The sequence below is a fragment of the Kineothrix sp. MB12-C1 genome (genome assembly GCF_030863805.1).
Lineage (GTDB): Bacteria > Bacillota > Clostridia > Lachnospirales > Lachnospiraceae > Kineothrix.
In genome coordinates this window covers 2,501,032-2,519,439 of sequence record NZ_CP132957.1, presented here as the reverse complement: position 1 = coordinate 2,519,439, position 18,408 = coordinate 2,501,032, and the positions used below count along the sequence as shown (strand labels likewise).

Annotated in this window: 13 protein-coding genes and 1 pseudogene; 2 read left to right on the top strand and 12 right to left on the bottom strand. The window is 40.7% G+C overall.

The genetic code is table 11. From position 1 onward, the window contains the following. Positions 1 to 16: 16 nt before the first annotated feature. From RBB56_RS11765 to RBB56_RS11740, 6 genes and pseudogenes are all read right to left on the bottom strand, one after another. Positions 17 to 1,039, bottom strand: a complete 1,023-nt coding sequence (locus RBB56_RS11765) for a glycoside hydrolase family 130 protein (RefSeq protein ID WP_306722142.1) — start codon at positions 1,037 to 1,039, stop codon at positions 17 to 19. Positions 1,040 to 1,095: 56 nt separating this feature from the next. Then, positions 1,096 to 2,274: a glycoside hydrolase family 130 protein gene (locus RBB56_RS18520; RefSeq protein WP_306722141.1), complete on the bottom strand. Its 1,179-nt coding sequence runs from the start codon at positions 2,272 to 2,274 to the stop codon at positions 1,096 to 1,098. 6 nt (positions 2,275 to 2,280) lie between these two features. Next, positions 2,281 to 3,438 (bottom strand): annotated as a pseudogene (locus tag RBB56_RS18515) (AGE family epimerase/isomerase); the annotation flags it as partial. Positions 3,439 to 3,449: 11 nt separating this feature from the next. Then, complete coding sequence (locus tag RBB56_RS11750; protein WP_306719148.1) at positions 3,450 to 4,295, bottom strand: carbohydrate ABC transporter permease; 846 nt, start codon at positions 4,293 to 4,295, stop codon at positions 3,450 to 3,452. A 3-nt stretch (positions 4,296 to 4,298) separates the two neighbouring features. Continuing rightward, a complete protein-coding gene (locus tag RBB56_RS11745) occupies positions 4,299 to 5,315 on the bottom strand; it encodes a carbohydrate ABC transporter permease (RefSeq protein ID WP_306719147.1) in 1,017 nt (338 codons plus the stop codon). A gap of 113 nt (positions 5,316 to 5,428) precedes the next feature. Further along, entirely contained in the window at positions 5,429 to 6,865 is a 1,437-nt protein-coding gene (locus RBB56_RS11740) for an ABC transporter substrate-binding protein (RefSeq protein WP_306719146.1), read from the bottom strand. A 438-nt stretch (positions 6,866 to 7,303) separates the two neighbouring features. Here RBB56_RS11740 and RBB56_RS11735 point away from each other — a divergent pair, with 438 nt between their 5' ends. Beyond that, entirely contained in the window at positions 7,304 to 8,212 is a 909-nt protein-coding gene (locus RBB56_RS11735; protein ID WP_306719145.1) for an AraC family transcriptional regulator, read from the top strand. A 99-nt stretch (positions 8,213 to 8,311) separates the two neighbouring features. Here the strand turns inward: RBB56_RS11735 and RBB56_RS11730 are convergent, their stop codons facing one another. The 3 genes from RBB56_RS11730 to glpK form a co-directional block, all read right to left on the bottom strand. Beyond that, a complete protein-coding gene (locus RBB56_RS11730; protein WP_306719144.1) occupies positions 8,312 to 9,334 on the bottom strand; it encodes a substrate-binding domain-containing protein in 1,023 nt (340 codons plus the stop codon). A gap of 40 nt (positions 9,335 to 9,374) precedes the next feature. Continuing rightward, a complete protein-coding gene (locus tag RBB56_RS11725; protein ID WP_306719143.1) occupies positions 9,375 to 11,549 on the bottom strand; it encodes an alpha-galactosidase in 2,175 nt (724 codons plus the stop codon). Positions 11,550 to 11,730: 181 nt separating this feature from the next. Next, positions 11,731 to 13,230, bottom strand: a complete 1,500-nt coding sequence (gene glpK, locus RBB56_RS11720) for a glycerol kinase GlpK (RefSeq protein ID WP_306719142.1) — start codon at positions 13,228 to 13,230, stop codon at positions 11,731 to 11,733. 265 nt (positions 13,231 to 13,495) lie between these two features. Here glpK and RBB56_RS11715 point away from each other — a divergent pair, with 265 nt between their 5' ends. After that, positions 13,496 to 14,491, top strand: a complete 996-nt coding sequence (locus tag RBB56_RS11715; RefSeq protein ID WP_306719141.1) for an AEC family transporter — start codon at positions 13,496 to 13,498, stop codon at positions 14,489 to 14,491. A 141-nt stretch (positions 14,492 to 14,632) separates the two neighbouring features. On the opposite strand, the gene RBB56_RS11710 is transcribed toward RBB56_RS11715, so the two are convergent. The 3 genes from RBB56_RS11710 to RBB56_RS11700 all read right to left on the bottom strand — a co-directional run bounded on the left by RBB56_RS11710 (position 14,633) and on the right by RBB56_RS11700 (position 18,385). Further along, positions 14,633 to 15,397, bottom strand: coding sequence for a prolipoprotein diacylglyceryl transferase (locus RBB56_RS11710; RefSeq protein ID WP_306719140.1), 765 nt, complete (start codon positions 15,395 to 15,397; stop codon positions 14,633 to 14,635). Between the two features lie 224 nt (positions 15,398 to 15,621). Then, positions 15,622 to 16,074: an Hsp20/alpha crystallin family protein gene (locus RBB56_RS11705; protein ID WP_306719139.1), complete on the bottom strand. Its 453-nt coding sequence runs from the start codon at positions 16,072 to 16,074 to the stop codon at positions 15,622 to 15,624. Between the two features lie 187 nt (positions 16,075 to 16,261). Next, positions 16,262 to 18,385 (bottom strand): methyl-accepting chemotaxis protein, encoded by a 2,124-nt coding sequence (locus tag RBB56_RS11700; RefSeq protein WP_306719138.1) that lies wholly within the window; start codon positions 18,383 to 18,385, stop codon positions 16,262 to 16,264. Positions 18,386 to 18,408: the final 23 nt, after the last annotated feature.

Sequence of the window (18,408 nt, the reverse complement as noted above, 5' to 3'; positions counted from 1 at the left end):
TTTTCTGACGCTTACTTTAACGCTTCCCTATTTCAGTATCCGATACGGTAACCGTGCTATTCTCCTTTATATAGGCTACAATATCCTCTAATTGTGTAAATGCAAGCCCTACATAGCTGTCTGCCGCTCCATAGTAAATAGCAATTTTTCCACTTTCCGAATCATGAATCGTCGCACAGGGGAAGCATACGTTAGGAACAAATCCTCTTTCCTCATACCACTCTTCGGGAGTCAGAAGAAAATTTCCGCATCTGTATTTTACGATCGACGGGTTCTCCAGATCCAATATCGCACCGCCGATAGAATAAACATATCCATTACAAGTACCACTCACTCCGTGATAAAATAAGAGCCATCCTTCCGTTGTTTCGATAGGAGCTGCACCTCCTCCTATTTTCAGGGATTCCCACCACTCATTCCCTTTTCCCATTACATGACGGTGCTTTCCCCAATATACCATATCAGGACTTTCACTTACGAAAATATCGCCAAAAGGAGTATGCCCGCTATCACTGGGACGGCTCAACATCATAAAATTTCCATTTATTTTTCTCGGAAATAACACCGCATTTCTATTAAAAGGAAGAAAAGGGTTCTCTATTCTTACAAAGATTTTAAAGTCTTTTGTTTTTGCCATGCCGATTGCCGCACCGTAAAAGTCCTGACACCATATAATATAATAAGTATCTTCTATCTTCACGAGACGCGGATCATAGGCATATACCGGCATAAACGGATTGCCGTCATCATCCACAAAAGGAATTTTCTCCTCCTCGATCTGCCAATGGATAGCGTCCTTGCTCTTCCCCATATAAATATAAGGTATTCCGTTTATTTGTTCTCCACGAAATACACCGATAAATTCCTCACCGTAAGGTATCACTGCGCTGTTAAAAATCCTCGCAACGCCCTTTATAGGATTCCTTCCGATAACCGGATTTTCACTGTACCTCCATACCGGTGCATCCTGCAATCCCTCCGGCCTCTCCTGCCACGGAACATTTTTTACCGGCTCACTTATCATTTTTATCTTATTCATCTTAATAACCATACCTTTCTCATAGCCTGCAAACTTTGGGCCGATGTATTCTCACATCATTTATATTTATTTAAGTATTCAAGATTTTTCTCTATAAGGTCATACCTTTGCTTTACACATTCCACAGAACGAAGCGGATCCTCTGGAGTGCGGAAAACATAATCCGTAAGTTTATCGATCGTAGTAACCGCCACATGTAGGCGCGTATCGCCTGACGCATAATAAATGAATACTTCTCCATTTTCATTTACAATTGCTCCATTCGTAAAAACCACATTCGAAACATCACCTATACGCTCTCCTTCTCTCGGTCCGATCAGAAGGCCTGAAGGTTCCGCAATAATCCTGGAGGGATCTTCCAAATCCGTTGCAAATGCATAAATTACATACCGGAGCCCAGCCGCCGTATTTCTTACCCCGTGGGCGATATGTATCCATCCTTTTTCAGTTTTAACCGGCACTGCACCTGCACCGTTTTTCGCTTCGGTAATCGTATGGTATTTTCTAAGACTAATCAGCTTTTCTTCTCCAATTACCGCATGTGTAATATCACCGCATAAGCCGAAGCCAATTCCGCCCCCCGATCCGGTTTCAATAAAATCATCCATCGGGCGCGTATAAAACGCATATTTTCCATCTATAAATTCAGGATGCAATACTACATTTCTCTGTTGGGGAGAATTTTCTGTCACCAGATTGTCAAGTCTTTCCCACGTTTTCAAATCTTTTGTCCTGACAATTCCGGCTGCCGCTACCGCCGCAGACAGATCGTTTACGGAATTATCCTTACTTTCCGAGCAGAATAATCCATAAATATATCCGTCTTCATGTTTTGTCAGCCGCATATCATATACATTGGTTTCTTGCGGATATTTGTCAGGAAGAAGTATGGGATAATCCCAGAACCGGAATCCATCCGTCCCGCTGTTGCTTTCCGCCACTCCAAAAAAAGATTTTCTATCATCTCCTTCTATGCGTGCTACGAGATAATATTTGCCATTCAGTTCTATGGCTCCCGAATTCATTACCGCATTGATTCCCAACCTTTTCATAAAATAAGGATTCGTCTTCACATTCAAGTCATACTGCCATGTCAGCGGAATATGCTCTCTTGTCAGCACCGGATATTTATATCTGTCGTAAATGCCGTTATAGAAACTTTTATCCGTCTCGTTTTTCCTGTTTATCAAAGCTTCATACTTTTGAAGCTCTTTATAATATTGCTTATGTAGCATAGCCGCTCTCCTAATTACTTCAAAGCACATTCTGCCGTTATGGTACGGACATTTCCAAGGTTCCACAATAGGCGCTCCCTCTATCGGCTTTCCTTCTTTATCCACTTTCCAATACCATTCACCGCCCTGACGCTTATCGGCAATATGTTCTTTTATGAATTTCCATTCGCTTTCAGCTGCTTGCCTGTATTCTTCTCTGTAGGGATTGCGCTCGTAACCGTTTAAAAATCCCACCACAGCTTCCGCTTGCACCCACCAGATACGGCTCTCATCCACAACCCCCTTCTCACATTCATTGGCAAGGGAATTGCCGTCAAATGCTGTCTTATATACATGCTCTGTTAACGATTCGGTAACAGGACGCATAAGCTTTTCATATTTTTCTTCTTTTAGAATGTCCAATCCTCTATCTATAAGCCACGCGGTCTCAATATCGTGGCCATATGAATGCAAATCGAGAATAGAATTCATTTCTTCATCAAAGAACACCTCCTGCCTGCGCAGCTTCGGATTGTATACCTTATTCTTAAAAGTGTCCATGATCCAAAGCATTCTTTCCTTTACGGCTTCACATCTGCCGACACGGTACAATTCCGTATATGCTTCATATACATGCAGAAGGGTATTCATCGTCTTTTCCGCAATCACTCCATTTTCAGACAGCTTATCGTTATCTATTTCTTCAAATCCCCTGTTAAAGCATTCCTTATACCCGAACTCATCCATACATTTTTCTTCTATAATATGGAACAAATCCATGGCCATATCCAATGCTGTTTTATTGCCGCTTGCCTCATAATAGGAAGAAAGCGCATAGATGGCAAACGCCTGATTGTAAGTATGCTTCTCCGTATCCTCCGGTCTTGCATCTGGGCGAATTGACCAGTAAACACCTCCATATTTCCGGTCTATGCAGTATGCTTTCATAAAATCAAATCCATGCTTCGCATAATCAAGCAGCTCCTCATCCTTTAACAACATATAAGCATTGGCAAAAAACCATGTGACCCGGCTATTCAAAACACATCCCTTAATCGCTTTTTTATCTATTTTCAAATCATAATCCATCCAGCCGTAATAACCGCCGTTTTCATCATCACGCATTTTTTTCCAAAAAGGAATAATGGTAGTCGTAAGATGCTCTTTCATCTCTTGGGCCAGCATACTCTTCTCTCCTATCCTTTTACAGCTCCTGCCGTAAGGCCGCTGTATATTTGTTTCTGACATAATATAAAAACAACAAGCGCGGGTAGCAGCGATATAATAACTCCTGCACAGATTAAGTTATACTTGCTTCCAAGGGGGCCCGTAAATGTAAAAAGCGAGGTGGCTACCGTCCCCAGCCTTGTCTTATCCTGCAAGTATAGCTGTGCCATATAATATTCGTTGTATGTCCCTACTCCTTTCAATATCATGCATGTTACAATCGCCGGCTTTAAAAGCGGGAAAAGTATTTTTGCATAAATTGTAAAGTAGGAAGCACCGTCCATGATTGCCGATTCGTCCAATGATATTGATATATTTTCAAAAAATTGTATAAAAATATATATGGAAATAACATCTGTTCCCATCATCAGGATTATGTATCCGTATAAATGATTAATAAATCCCAAAGAGTTCATTATAGAATAAACCGAAACCTGCATGGCCACTCCGGGCAGTAAAGCTGCAAAAAGGAAAAGATTTCTGACAAGTCCGTTCCCAGGAAAACTAAAGCGGTTCAATATGTAGGCAATCTGTGTTCCGAGCAATATGGAGCCCATCAGTACAACAACAAGTACAATGGTAGAATTTATAAAAGCCTGCCCCATATTGGCACGTCGGAATGCCTCCGTAAAATTGCTGAAATTGAGCCAGCTTTCAGGCAGGGTCATTACATTCGTGCTTTGATATTCAGCATCCGTCTTAAATGCGGTGATCACACAAGATACAATGGGCAATATGGCAACTATGGAGAAAAATACGAGCGAAAAATATTTCAAGAATGTCCCTATAAACTTTTTGCACTTCATTAATATCATTATTTAAACTGCCCCCTTTCTCCTTCTATAGCGCTGAAGCTTCTTTTCCCTCTTGATCCCCGCGTTTTTATTCTCATCTTCGGCATCTCTCATAACATATTTAAAGAAAAGTTTCTGTAGGATTGTCGCTGCAAAAATAATCATCAAAAGAACGATTGCCATGGCAGACGCAAGACCTACTTTCTGGCTGACGTGGGCAATTTCGTTCATAATTACAAAATAGGTGCCCGTTCCGTTTGCACCGCTCGTAATAACATAAGGCGGTTCAAACGCACTCAAGGAACCTGTAATGGATAAAATAACATTAAGCGTTACGATTGTTTTAATACTAGGCAGAATAATATATTTAAACTGCTGAAATTTATTTGCACCGTCCAGCTCCGCCGCCTCATACAGCTCCGCATCCACAGACATGATTGCACCGATAAACAATACCATGTTCTGTCCGAAATAACGCCATACGCTGGTGGCTACCAGCGAAATATTATTTATACGCTGATCTTTCAGCCAATACGGAAGATTTTCCAGTTCAAAACCGCACCATTGAAGAACTGTATCCAATACGAATCCTCTCGTATAAAAAAATTTAAAAATGAATCCAATTGCAATACCGCTGACAAGATAAGGAAAAAACATAAATCCTTTAAAAACATTACCGCCTTTTGCTTTAAAACTGAGCATTGTTGCAAGATACAACGCAATTATAAGCTGTACCATGGCGCCACCGATATAATAAAGGCTAAGCTTCAAGGCACCGAAGCAATCATCCCTCTTAAATACTTGAATATAATTACCAAGACCCACAAACTTCCTCGGTCCGATGTATTTCATCTTATAAAAACTGAATTTAAACATTTCCGCAAACGGAAAATAGGTAAAAGTAAACAGCAGCAAAAGAGGTATAAACATAAATGCCACTATGATAATTGTCTGTTGTCCTTTTCTGCTTTTCGCCCATTTTAAAAATTGAAAGGGCTTTTTCTGTTTTGCCTGCACCATTTGATTTGCAGCAGCCGACATACCGTATCCTCCTTATCTACTGTCTTCATTATCATAGAGTCAGGCAGATTCCCCTGACTCTATGAAATTAAAAATTATTTATTAAAATTACTTCCCCTTATTTGAGTCAAATATTAGTTCGTTATTTCTACTCCTGCAACTTCCTGAGCATTGCTCCACGCCGCATTCCATTCGTCCATAATCTCGTCAAACGTCTTATCTCCGTTTGCCGCATGCTCGATAATCGCCTGAATCTTGCTGTCTCCGCCGCTGTTAATATTAAGCTCTGATTCCGCATTTAATTCATTGAGAATATCTTCCTCTCCTGGCAGTGACGGTTCATCTGCTACGAATTCAATGCCGTCAAAAGCTGCATAAAGCTCCGGATATTCTCCGTCCATGCTGATTGGAACACCACCCTCATTAAATGAGAATCCAGATTCTTCCGTCATCCATTTTACAAATACCATAGCTGCTGCTTTATTATCGTCGGAAGCATTAATATTAATTCCATAATTATAGTCTGGGCCTGCGGATGCGTATTGTTTTCCGCCTATAGTAATCGGGAATGACATATAACCGATATCATCGCCGTTCTCTCCTGCATCTACCATTTGGGTATATGCCCATGAACCGAGTACCATACATCCGATCTGCCCGCCGTTGATCATACCTTTGCAGCCTTCCCAGTCGGTCGTTGTGTAGTCATCTTCTATCAGGTCGTTTGCAGCAGCATCATATAAAACCTTATATACCGCATAAGCATGTGTACCATCACCGTAATCTTTGAAAGGATCCTTTGTATGGAGGAGTTCCTGATTCATATATTTACTTGAACCTGTAGCTGAACCGTTGATATACGCATCCCATGCACCCATTGTCCAACCTGCCGCATAGTTGGTGTATAAAGGAATCGCATCCGTATTATCCTTGATTGCCTGCAAAGCATCCATAAATTCTTCCGGTGTCTTCGGGATAGCTGTAATTCCCGCTGATTCAAAGACCGCCTTATTGTATACGATACCTTGCGCATTACCGGTTGAAGCCACTCCGTATACTATATTGTCATACATCCACTGGTCTGCAAATCTCACTACTTTGCTCATGCTGTCCAAATCTCCATAAGGTACAAAGTATTCACTCAGGAGATTTTTATCAACTGCAGGAATCATAATAATATCGCCCCAGTTACCTGCCGTAAGCCTAAGCAGAGCATCGTCCGCATAATTGGTAACGCCTTCCACTTCCACCGTAATATCAGGATACATTTCATTGAAATTCGCAAGGTAAGTATCCATCATTCCGCTTTCGATCAAGTCCGTCCTGTGAGAGAGCCATTTGATTGAAGTCGTAATATCCGTATAGCTTTCCCCCAATACAATATCCGCATAATTCAATTCCCCTGTTGCTGTCGCATCATTCCCCGTTTCTTCTGCCGGTGCCTCCTCTACTGCTGCCGTTTCTTCATTCGTGCTTACCGCTGCGCTTTCACCGCTTCCAGATCCACATCCGGTCATCGATAATGTAAGTACCGTCGCCATACTGAGTGCTAAAACTTTTTTCAGTTTCATAATAGGTGTTCCTCCTTTTTGTTTCGTTTGTTTTTTGTGACGAGCTACTATATAACTTTATTTTAATTATATTTAACTTTATTTTTTAATCATCATTTATTCTTGTTTTTAATCTCTATTAATTGCGTCTATTGTCCATTTCTTCTATTTATACAATTTTAACACTATATTTTTGTGCATTATTCATATATTGAAAATTTATATATCTTCATTTTAAATTTACTTTTACGGTTTTAGTCTTTTTTACTTACTTTTATTACTTTAATTTAATTTATGATTTGTGTTATATAACTACTCATAGTATAATCAATTATATACTTTATTGTTTACCCGAAGAGCTTTTGTATTATTAGGAAAAAATACTTTCATACCCTGCTACAGAGAGGATTTTCGTATGATAGAAGAAATTTCGGGTTTTCTCAAACAAGGAGGTAACATTTGAACTTTACCAATGATTTTGAAAGCTATATGGTCTCCCCTCCCCGCCTTTCCCCAGATAAATCACCCCTTTTTTTTCTTGGGAACATATATGAACCCGGCAAAGATATCGACGAAAAACTAATCTCTATTCTTTCCGGAGGATCCCTGGAAGCATCTTTTCCATATTCTTTTCAGCTTAATCCACTAAACTGCTATTTACTTTTATATACGGAGAACGGATATGGAAAGCTGCATTATGAAAACAGCATTTATTCCCTGGAAAGTAATACCTTGCTTTTTGTGAAATGCGACCAACGTTTTAAGCTAGAAATCGCCGTATCTCCCTGGAATTATAAAGTATTCTTTATAAAAGGAGAAATTCTTGACTTTTATAGCAAATTATTGCTCCAATACGGTTTCCCGCTTTATACCCCTCCCGAACACTCAACCATCATAAGGAACATTCAGAAGCTGGCACTAAACGGCACAACAGGCGAAATCCGAAATAAGTTATATGATTCCCGTATTCTGACAGATATTATCTGTGATTTATTGATGGAAAGTATGGAGGCTGAAAATCCCGTAACAAAAGCTCCCGGCTATTTACAGGAGATAAAAGCGCTCTTTGATATCGCTTACCAGGAAAGCTACACTTTGAATGAACTAGAAAATCACTTTTCTATCAGCAAATATCGGTTATGCCGCGAATTCAGCATGTATTACGGAGAATCACCGCTACAATATCTGAATGCCAGAAGAGTGGAGATTGCTAAGGACTTGCTCCTTACTACAGATTACCGCATTCATGAAATAGGCAGCCTGGTCGGTATCGACAACACCAACCACTTTATTTATCTTTTTAAAAAAGAAACAGGGATGACTCCCTTGTCCTATAAACAAAAATCACTTAATATTATCCGTAAGTGACTTCTGTTCCTGTACGCAAAACAGCCTAATAATATTCAAAAACCGCTCCCGGACAAAACGAATGTTTTGAATCTGAGAGCGGTTCTATAGCTTCTATCATTATTCTTTTCTTTTTACGCTATTCTTCGGCACTAAATGCCCTTCTACAATCGTTATCCCTTTCTTATAATATTCACCGGATATTTTTCGCACAAGATTATTAATACTCTTTCTCGCCATTTCCTTCATATCCACCTCATATGTGGTAATTTCTACATTACACAATCCTGGATAAAGATAATTATCGAATCCCACTACGGAAATATCTTCTGGCACACGATATCCTTTCTCTTCCAGCTTTTTAATCAGCTGGCTCGCACATAAGTCACAGTTACATACAAATGCCGTGGGCATTTCCTCCGGAAGCTTCAGTTCAAAGCCCAGATCCGACCTTCCCGTAACAGGGTCTCTGTCCCCCACTATCCAATCTTCCCGCGTCTTTTGTCCGTGCTCCAGCAAAGCCTTTGCATAGCCAAAATAACGATCCGTTATGCTCCCCGTACACAACAAAGTTCCTACATAAGCAATCTGCGTATGTCCCATATCAAAGAGATAACTCGTAAGCTTATACATTCCATAATAGTTATCGGTTATGATAGCGTCACACTTATGTCTTTTATCATAAAAATCAAGGTAAAGCAAAGGTGTTTTCACTATATTGCTGAGCATTTCCAAATAATCTTCGTTCAACAGGCCAATCACTATCATGCCATCTACTTTTTCTTCCTGCAAAAGTTTAGGGAGAATAAGAGCCTTTTCATCATCGGCTTCAAGCACCTCCAGCATCGTAAAGCAGTCTTTCTGCAGCGCTTTCTGTGCTACCTCCTGATACATTTCCCAATAAAATGACTTATATTTATCCAGAAAACGGTCGGATACAAGCACTCCTATATTATAACTCTTACGGTTTTTTGCCAGTTTAAGTGCGGAAGGCTGCCTATATCCCATTTCATTTGCCAACTTTATGATCTTCTCCCGAACTTCCTCACTGACGCCCTTTTGCCCGGATAAAGCTTTGGATACAGTGACTACACTGACATTCATCATTTCTGCAATGTCTGCCATCTTAACCGCTTTCGCCATTCTCTAACTCCTTTCGCATTCTTCGACCTATGGTAAATATTTATTCTACCGCCCTTAAATAGTACAACTTTCCCTTGAAATCTCCCCAAACGTCTTCCACCGGAATTCCTGCTTTCATTAAAGTATTTCCATAATAAGCTTTTTCTCCTCCCTCTACCAGATACTTCCTATTTGAATCAAGGCCTTTTACATAAATTCGCCGACTGTGAACATTCGGGCGGTTCAATACCTGGATGTATGTAATAAGCGCTTCTGTCTTATCCTTGCTTACCACTGCATAGCAATCATACAGATGATTTTCCTGATAGGAAGCAATTCGATAGTAATCACCACGACGTACCAGATCATTGTACTTGTGATACATAGCAATCTGATCAGGAATCATATTCCGCTCTTCCTCCGAGATCTTCGTCACATCCAGCTCATAACCGAAGGTTCCCGCCAGTGCCACATATCCCCTTGTCTCAAAAGGAGTCACTCTTCCCACCGTATGATTTGGACAATCAGACACATGTGCACCTATGGAGGAAAGAGGGTAAATGAGCGCCGTCCCTTCCTGAATCGACAGACGCTCTACCGCATCCGTATCATCCGAACACCATATTTGCGGGCTGTAGTAAAGCATACCAGGATCGAATCTCGCACCTCCACCGGAGCAGTTCTCCAAGAGTAAATAGGGAAATTCCTTTATAAGACGGTTCTGCAGTTCGTATAGTGCAAGTACATAACGATGATATATCTCACCTTGTCTGTCTGCGGGAAGGCATGCGCTGCCGATGTCAGAAAGGGGACGGTTCATATCCCACTTGACATATTCGATATTAGCACTTCGCAGTATCTTCGCCACACATTCATAGACGTAGTCTCGCACCTCTTTTCTCGTCAAATCGAGTACATACTGGTTCCTTGCCAGTGCCGGCTCCCTGCCCGGTATCGCAATAGCCCAATCCGGATGGCTTCTATACAAATCAGAATCCGGAGAGATCATCTCGGGCTCAAACCATATGCCGAATTTCATCCCGAGCCGGTTCACTTCTTTTACAAGAAAGTCAAGCCCCCCTTTTAATTTCTCCTCGTTCACCTTCCAATCGCCCAATGCGCTGTTATCACTATCGCGGCTGCCGAACCAGCCATCATCCATAACAAGCATTTCGATACCAAGCTCGGCTGCCTGTTTTGCAATCGCTATCAGTTTATCTGTGTCGAAGTCAAAGTAAGTTGCCTCCCAATTATTAATAAGCACCGGCCTCTTTTTATCTCTGTATTCTCCCCTTATTAGGTGATTTCTGTACAAATCATGGAACGTACGAGTCATAGCCCCAATTCCATTATCAGAATATACCAAGACAGCTTCCGGCGACTGAAATCCTTTTCCTGGTGCAAGCTTCCAAGAAAAATCATCCGGGTTAATCCCAATGGTCAGACGAACGCTATCGAACTGGTTCACTTCCTCCTGTACCATGAAATTACCGGAGTATACAAAATGAACAGCATACACTTCTCCCGTTTCCTGTGTGGTTCCCTCTGTCACAAGTGCCATAAAAGGATGATTCTGATGACCTGGTTCTCCACGTAGGGAAGAAACCTTATACTTTCCATATCCAATTTTCTCGCGCTGAATATTGCGTTCTCTCGCCCATGAACCATGCAGAGTTATTCGCTCAAACTCTCTATTATCCATATCAATACATGCTGATAATACCTTGGTCAAATACAATTCCTTTGAAGAAGCGTTCATGATATGTACGCTCCGCGTTATGACATCCACATCTTCAAATGTTGTATAGCTAAGCGTTACGTTAAGTCCAATCGCCGCATCCTCACATTCCACCTCAAGAGTAGTACATTCCTCTTTTCCTCCAAAAGTTGCCGGCAAACTTGCAAGTTCCGGTTTTCCTTCATATATACGATGCGATACAGCGGAGAGGTTCACCGCACGATGCCCCGTCGCGGAAAGCACTTCGATACATCCGTCCCGATAATCTCCCACACCATGCCCCGGATATTCAACCGGAAAAGAATCCATAAAAGAGCATCTATCCCGTCCATTTACCGAAGGTACAAATGGCGCTTCCTGCGTACGAAGCAAGTAAGCAATGTCATAATCTTCCAGCTTGCTTCCGTAATATACATGTCCGAGAAAACTGCCATCATCCACCACTGCCATAATATATGAAGTATTTGGTGTATCCAATTTAAAGATCTTTTTAGCCATACATGTATTTTGAGGCTCGCAATCATAACATTTAATTCCCATATTATTCTCCTAAAATATTTTTAAGTTTAATTAAAGTAATTTTAATTAAATTATAAATTAAATATAGGTAATGTCAATCTTATTTCTAAATTATTTTCTACAAATATTTCAGAAGCGAACTGCATGGCTTACTTTTCCTTCATTCTTCTTCCGTATAAACAAGTGCACAGCGAACCGCTCTTTTCCACCCTTTCAACAGATGATTTCTAAGAGCTTCATCCATAGATGGTTGGAAGCTTCCCCCGAGCTGCCAGTTTTCTTTTATTTCCTCTTTATCTTTGTAATAGCCGGTGGCAAGCCCCGCCAAGTAAGCCGCCCCCAAAGCTGTTGTTTCGATGCAATCCGGTCTGTGTACTTGCGTGTTCACAATATCCGCCTGGAACTTCATAAGGAAGTCATTGGCACTGGCCCCGCCGTCCACCTTCAATTCCTTCACTTTGATTTCCGAGTCCTCTTCCATGGCCCTCAATACGTCCGCCGTCTGATATGCTACAGATTCCAATGCCGCACGCACGAAATGCTGCTTCTTACATCCTCGCGTAATACCTACTACCATTCCTCTAGCATGTTGATTCCAATAAGGTGCTCCCAATCCTGTAAATGCAGGCACAAGATAAACTCCGTTCGTGTCCTCCACCTCTCTTGCATATTCTTCCGAGGTAGCGGATCTTTCTATCATGTGCATTTCATCTCGCAGCCATTGAATGGATGCTCCTGCTACGAATACACTTCCTTCTAAGGCATATTCCGCCCGGTTCTCCGTGGTGCTCGCTGCAATCGTGGTCAAGAGTCCTTTTTGCGAGGAAATCGCCTTACTCCCTGTATTCATCAACAGGAAGCAACCCGTTCCATAAGTATTTTTCGCTTGTCCCGACTCGAAGCAGCACTGTCCGAAAAGAGCTGCCTGCTGATCGCCAGCCGCACCTGCTATGGGAATCTTCCCGCCTAGAATGCCCCCGGCCGTATATCCGTAAACATAACTCGATGGCTTCACCTCCGGCAATAAAATGGCAGGAATATTAAGCTTAGCAAGAAGCTCTTCATCCCAGCAAAGCGTATGGATATTAAAAAGCATGGTGCGAGATGCATTAGTATAATCGGTAATGTGTACCTTTCCTTTTGTCATATTCCAGATCAGCCAGGAATCCACCGTTCCAAAGAGAATCTCTCCTGCCTGCGCACGCTCACGTACGCCTTCTACATGATCTAATATCCAGGATATCTTAGTCGCAGAGAAATAGGCATCGGGAATCAGACCTGTCTTCTCTTTAATAACATCTCCATAACCCTCTGCATTCAGAGCATCTATAATATCCGCTGTTCTCCGGCACTGCCAGACAATCGCATTGTATACGGGCTCTCCCGTCCTCTTATCCCATAGAATCGTCGTTTCTCTCTGGTTCGTAATACCGATACCGCTTATTTCTTCCGCACTGGCTCCCACCATTGCCATAGCTTCCGTAGCCACGGCAAGCTGAGAGGACCAGATTTCCATCGGATTGTGTTCCACCCACCCGGGAGCAGGGTAAATCTGGCGAAACTCCTTCTGGGCACTGCTGCATACCTTTCCCTTCTTATCGAATAAGATACACCTGGAACTAGTTGTCCCCTGATCCAGGGCCATAATATATTTTTTCATACTCTTTCTTCCGTCTCCTATCTTACCATTTCATAATTCTATCATATCATTTCTACAATTATTTTTCGATATTTTTTAGGAATTGGACTTATATTTTACTAATGATAATTGTATACCAAGTCAATGAATCTATTTTGACAAAGAAATATTCCTGTGCTATTCTTCTATATGGTTTTGTATGTAACTGCTCAGACCTACTGAATAGTTACTTTCATTTATACTTATCGATATTTCAACTTTTTATAAAGGGAAAGCGTGTTAAATTATGAGCATTGGAATTTTACTACAACAAATGATGATGATATTTATTCTTATTATGATCGGTGCGTTTCTCTACCGCAAATCGATGCTTTCTGACAGCACCGCCAAACAGGTCTCTGCTCTTATTATAAACATATGCAATCCGGCTCTGCTTATCTGCTCGGTATTCGATGCCGGCCCCAAAGCCTCCACTTCCGATTTGCTTACCGGTTCTTTTATTATACTGATTTCTTATGCTATCCTCATTTTATGCGGTTATCTAATGCCCTATATTCTCCGCGCTCCGAAGGAGGATCACTTCGCTTATGGACTTCTTACCATTTATGGTAACGTAGGCTTTATTGGAATTCCCTTATCCATGGCTGTACTTGGTCCCGGCTCATTGATCTATGTATCTATCAGCAATCTTATATACAATATACTTGTTTATACACAAGGAATCGCTACCATTAAGGCTGCCGTTAAAAGGAATAAGCCTCTTGTTCCTTCCGATGATATCCCAAATAATGAGACAAAAAAAGAAGAAGCGAAAAGCTATGCTCATCGTTTCTTCCAAATCACGGGCAAATTCATCAATGCCGGAACCATATCCGCTTTTTTAACCATTATATTATATCTGAGCGATATCCATATTCCGGCACTTTTTTCCGATACCCTTACCCATGTGGGGCGTTCCACTACCTTCTTGTCCATGCTCGTACTCGGTGTTTCAGTAGCACAGATGCCCTTTGCCGCTATTTTCTCTCATAAGAAGCTATATGCATTTGCAGTGCTTCGTATGGTTCTCATTCCGGTACTTTGTGTATTCCTGTTCCGTCTTTTTACAGATAATACGCTTATTATCAGCACGACTGCACTTATGCTCTCAGTACCTGCCGGTAATGTACCTCTTATTCTATGCAGGCAGCATGATTTGGACAGCGCTCTTATCTCCAGAGGAATTATCCTCTCCACGCTGCTTTCCTTTGTTACGATACCTATTGTGACCTTATTTGTATAACAATCACATCCCCATTTATCTCTTGCAGCGAAGCAAAATCTACTTACAAAAAATTAACAAAAACAGTGTAAATCCCGACAAGTTTAGTAGGATTTACACTGCTTAATAACAAATATTTAAGAAAATTTTTCTAAATGTCTTTTATAATTGCTCTTTTGGGGCCTGGCGTCCGGTTATGATAAAGAGTACCACTCCCGCAATCACGGTGAAAATAGAGATGAATTGTGATGTGGATAACGCACCCACACTGCCTCGTATCAAATCTCCCCTATAATATTCCAGAATGAATCGACCGATGCTGTATAGAATCAAATAAACAGCTCCAACCTGTCCATCTGCTTTTTTCCTCTTTGCAAACCATATTAATACGAAGAAATGAAGAAAGTTAAGCCCACTAGATATAATCTGTGTGGGGACAAGGCTTATATTATTAGGCGCATACGCAGACGTATGGAATACAATTCCGATTGGGCTATTCGTCTCATGTCCATAGCAGCATCCTGCCAAGAGACAACCAACTCTTCCGAAACCTTGTGCCAGCGCTACCGATGGAATGAGCAAATCGAAATAAGGAAGAAACTTCAGCTTCTTTATCCTGCAATAAATTATAGCAGAGAAAATACCACCGATAATACCGCCATATACTACCCATCCATTTTGAAAATCGAGTAAAAGGGATGGATTGGCTATAATATTTTTAATATTCGTTAACGAGTAGAGTAGCTTGGAACCGAGGAATCCGCCTATTACACACCATATTACAAAATTAAATATATGGTCCGCATCCAATCCCTTTCTCTTCGCCCGATATTCTCCTACGAAATATGCCGCCAGAATACCGATAGCAATCATAAGTCCATACCCGTATACAACAATAGGTCCTATAGCAAATAATTCATTCTTCATAAACTTCTCCTGTTCTGTCTATTATTTCCTGTAACAGTTCAGTACTCTCACTGAATAGTTATCATTTCCTTTCATATCCTAAGATATTCCCTTAGATTTTTTAGTGTAGCACAGATACAGGCATGTTTCAATGGAGTTCATAAAACGTTCAAAGATTAATAAAAGCGCTGCATTTAATACAGCGCTTTTATTATTTGAGTCTTGGACTCTTTATTCAGCCCAATTTATCCTTCAATGGCAATTAACTTCTTTTCTTCTATCTTTTTCTCTTCCTTCTTTGCTATTGTAAGCTGCAGTATTCCATCTTCGAATCTGGCTCTGATATCCTCTTCCACAACTGCATCACCTACATAGAAGCTTCTTGAACACTCCCCGCTATAGCGCTCTCTACGGATGTAAGCACCATTCTGTTCATCCTTTTCCTCTTTATCCATGTTTCTGGATGCGCTAACAGTAAGATATCCATTTTCCAACTTCGCAGAAACATCTTCTTTCTTAAAGCCCGGCAAATCGATTGCTACTTCATAAGCAGAATCTGTCTCCTTAATGTCCGTTTTCATCAAATTCTTCTCATATCTTCCATATAGAGGGCTGCGTCTTCCGAAGAATTCTTTTTCAAACGGAAAATTCATAAAGTCATCGAATAAGCTTTCTCCAAAAATACTAGGTAGTAACATAAGTCATTCCTCCATTTCTATTTGTTTGTGTTGTATTATTTATTTGTTCTATATGTAATATATCACTCATTGTTAGCACTGTCAATAGGTGAGTGCTAGCAGAATTATAAAAAATTTATAAAATTAGAAACATCAGACCGAAAAGGCCTGATGTCCATTTTGTTATAAATTTTATGTATTATAATTTCTATACTCTAAACCTTCTAATAGACTTGTCTAACACATCCGCATCTTTTCTCAGCATTTCAATATTCTTTGCTAAATCAGAAACAATCTTAACTTGATTATCCAGGCTGGCGGTTACTTCCTCAGTGGCAGCCGCCGACTGCTCCGATATCAAAGAAATATTCTGGATAGATTCCCGAACCTGTTCCTTATCTATACTGATTTCCTTCATGCTGTCCACAATATGATCGAGATGTCCCACGAGGTTTTCCACGCAACCATTAATTTCTTCAAATACTCGAATCGTTTTATCCAAAGAAGTCGCTTGCTCAAAAATCATTAACTCAGTTTCCCCGGCCGCTTCTGTTGTCTTCTTCGTTGTCTCAGTCATATTATTAACGATATACTTAATACTCTTACCCGCCTTCATGGATTCATCCGCAAGCTTTCTAATCTCTTCCGCAACAACTGCAAATCCCCGACCATTCTCTCCTGCCCTTGCTGCCTCTATAGAAGCATTTAATGAGAGAAGGTTAGTTTGTCTGGCTATGCTATTAATCGTATCGATAAAACATTCGATTTCTAAGGAACGATCCTGCACATCATTTATCTTTTCTATCAGCACCTTTGTAATAGCTGCCGTTGTCTCCGACTTCTTATTCAACTCGCCGACGATAATACGCCCCTGTCCCACTGCCGCAATAGCCTTGTCTGCGGTGTTGTTCATATCTCCGGTGCTCTCATAAACTTCATCGATTTTTACCGCAAAATTAGACATCCTATCATTACCATGATCCGCATCTTTCGCTTGAATTTCTACTCCTTTTGCCACTTCGTCTACTGCCGCAGAAATTTCCTTGATGGATGTATTGATTGTCTCTGACTGTACCCCGACTCCGCCTGTCATCTCCTTTACTTTATTTCCAAATGTCTGCATATCCTTCATAAGTGTCCGCATGCTTCTCAACATGTCGTTCAATCCGTTAACAAGAAGACCTAATTCATCCTTTCTAGTAATCTCGAATTTCTGCATGAGATTCCCCCCTGCAACCTCATTCAGCCCCTCGACAATTATGCCTACAGACTTACTCATACCTGATGCAATCTTTCCTCCTATAACAAAAGCGATAGCACACACGAACAATACCATAAGAATGCATAGATTTCGTATTGATTTTACTTCTTTTATAATATTATCCTGTGGAATTAATCCACATAGCATAATTCCTGTATCACCCACCGGCGAGAATACATACAAATAAGTCGCTCCATTATATTTAACATAATTGCCTCCGGCTTCTTTTGCATTCAGGCTATCTCGGTAAAAGTCCTTATTCGTAAAAATTGCCGAATGAGCTTGAAGAGGCGTATCCACTTCAGACTTTTCCTGCTGTATATATACAATTTCACGACCATCAGGAGAGATAAGAGCCTTGAGGCTATTATTGCCGAAATCCATCTCACCCAACATTTTCTCAATAGTTTCCATGGTAATATCGAGGATAAGGTAGGCATCGGCCTTCAAAAACTTCTGGAAAAAGGCAAGACCATATTCATCCTCGGAAATAGATAGCCGCTCATCCAAGAATGAATGATATCCGAACCATCCGTTTTTGAGCGCTTCATTTTCCTCGAAGTATTTTCCCTGCACAGATTCCATAAATCCTTCATAAATATCTTCTCCCATGTTTCCGGATATATAACTAAGAGATAGCCCATTAGCCGGAATGATAGAATAACTATATAAATATTGCACACTAGCTTTTATTTGGAGAAGATCCTTTTTCGCGCTGCGCCAGTATTGCATTGCCTTACTATCATTTTGCTTATAATTTCCTTCATAATATGAAGATAAATCATCCCCTACCACTAGTTCCAGCGCTTTCGAAGATATATTGCCGGTAAGTAGATTACAATACATACTCATGGCCGATATTGTGCTTATAGAGGAATTCTCAACCTTTTCTTTTATGACACCGGAAGCAGTTTTATAAGATACGACCCCAAACACAATAATAAGTACAATGGGAACGAGAAAGGCCTTGATTAAACTTCCCTTTATACTTGTATCCGACAATATTTCAGGTATTATTCTATTCTTTATGTTACTTTTATTTCTTCCGGTTCTTATTTTATAAAAATTCATTTTGGGTAAAGTTATTTTCTTCA

What these genes read in the sequence shown, in the direction of transcription:
- RBB56_RS11765 (WP_306722142.1), bottom strand. Translation starts at nt 1,039, where the DNA reads ATGAATAAGATAAAAATGATAAGTGAGCCGGTAAAAAATGTTCCGTGG.
- RBB56_RS18520 (WP_306722141.1), bottom strand. Translation starts at nt 2,274, where the DNA reads ATGCTACATAAGCAATATTATAAAGAGCTTCAAAAGTATGAAGCTTTG.
- RBB56_RS11750 (WP_306719148.1), bottom strand. Translation starts at nt 4,295, where the DNA reads ATGATATTAATGAAGTGCAAAAAGTTTATAGGGACATTCTTGAAATAT.
- RBB56_RS11745 (WP_306719147.1), bottom strand. Translation starts at nt 5,315, where the DNA reads ATGTCGGCTGCTGCAAATCAAATGGTGCAGGCAAAACAGAAAAAGCCC.
- RBB56_RS11740 (WP_306719146.1), bottom strand. Translation starts at nt 6,865, where the DNA reads ATGAAACTGAAAAAAGTTTTAGCACTCAGTATGGCGACGGTACTTACA.
- RBB56_RS11730 (WP_306719144.1), bottom strand. Translation starts at nt 9,334, where the DNA reads ATGGCGAAAGCGGTTAAGATGGCAGACATTGCAGAAATGATGAATGTC.
- RBB56_RS11725 (WP_306719143.1), bottom strand. Translation starts at nt 11,549, where the DNA reads ATGGCTAAAAAGATCTTTAAATTGGATACACCAAATACTTCATATATT.
- glpK (WP_306719142.1), bottom strand. Translation starts at nt 13,230, where the DNA reads ATGAAAAAATATATTATGGCCCTGGATCAGGGGACAACTAGTTCCAGG.
- RBB56_RS11715 (WP_306719141.1), top strand. Translation starts at nt 13,496, where the DNA reads ATGAGCATTGGAATTTTACTACAACAAATGATGATGATATTTATTCTT.
- RBB56_RS11710 (WP_306719140.1), bottom strand. Translation starts at nt 15,397, where the DNA reads ATGAAGAATGAATTATTTGCTATAGGACCTATTGTTGTATACGGGTAT.
- RBB56_RS11705 (WP_306719139.1), bottom strand. Translation starts at nt 16,074, where the DNA reads ATGTTACTACCTAGTATTTTTGGAGAAAGCTTATTCGATGACTTTATG.
- RBB56_RS11700 (WP_306719138.1), bottom strand. Translation starts at nt 18,385, where the DNA reads ATGAATTTTTATAAAATAAGAACCGGAAGAAATAAAAGTAACATAAAG.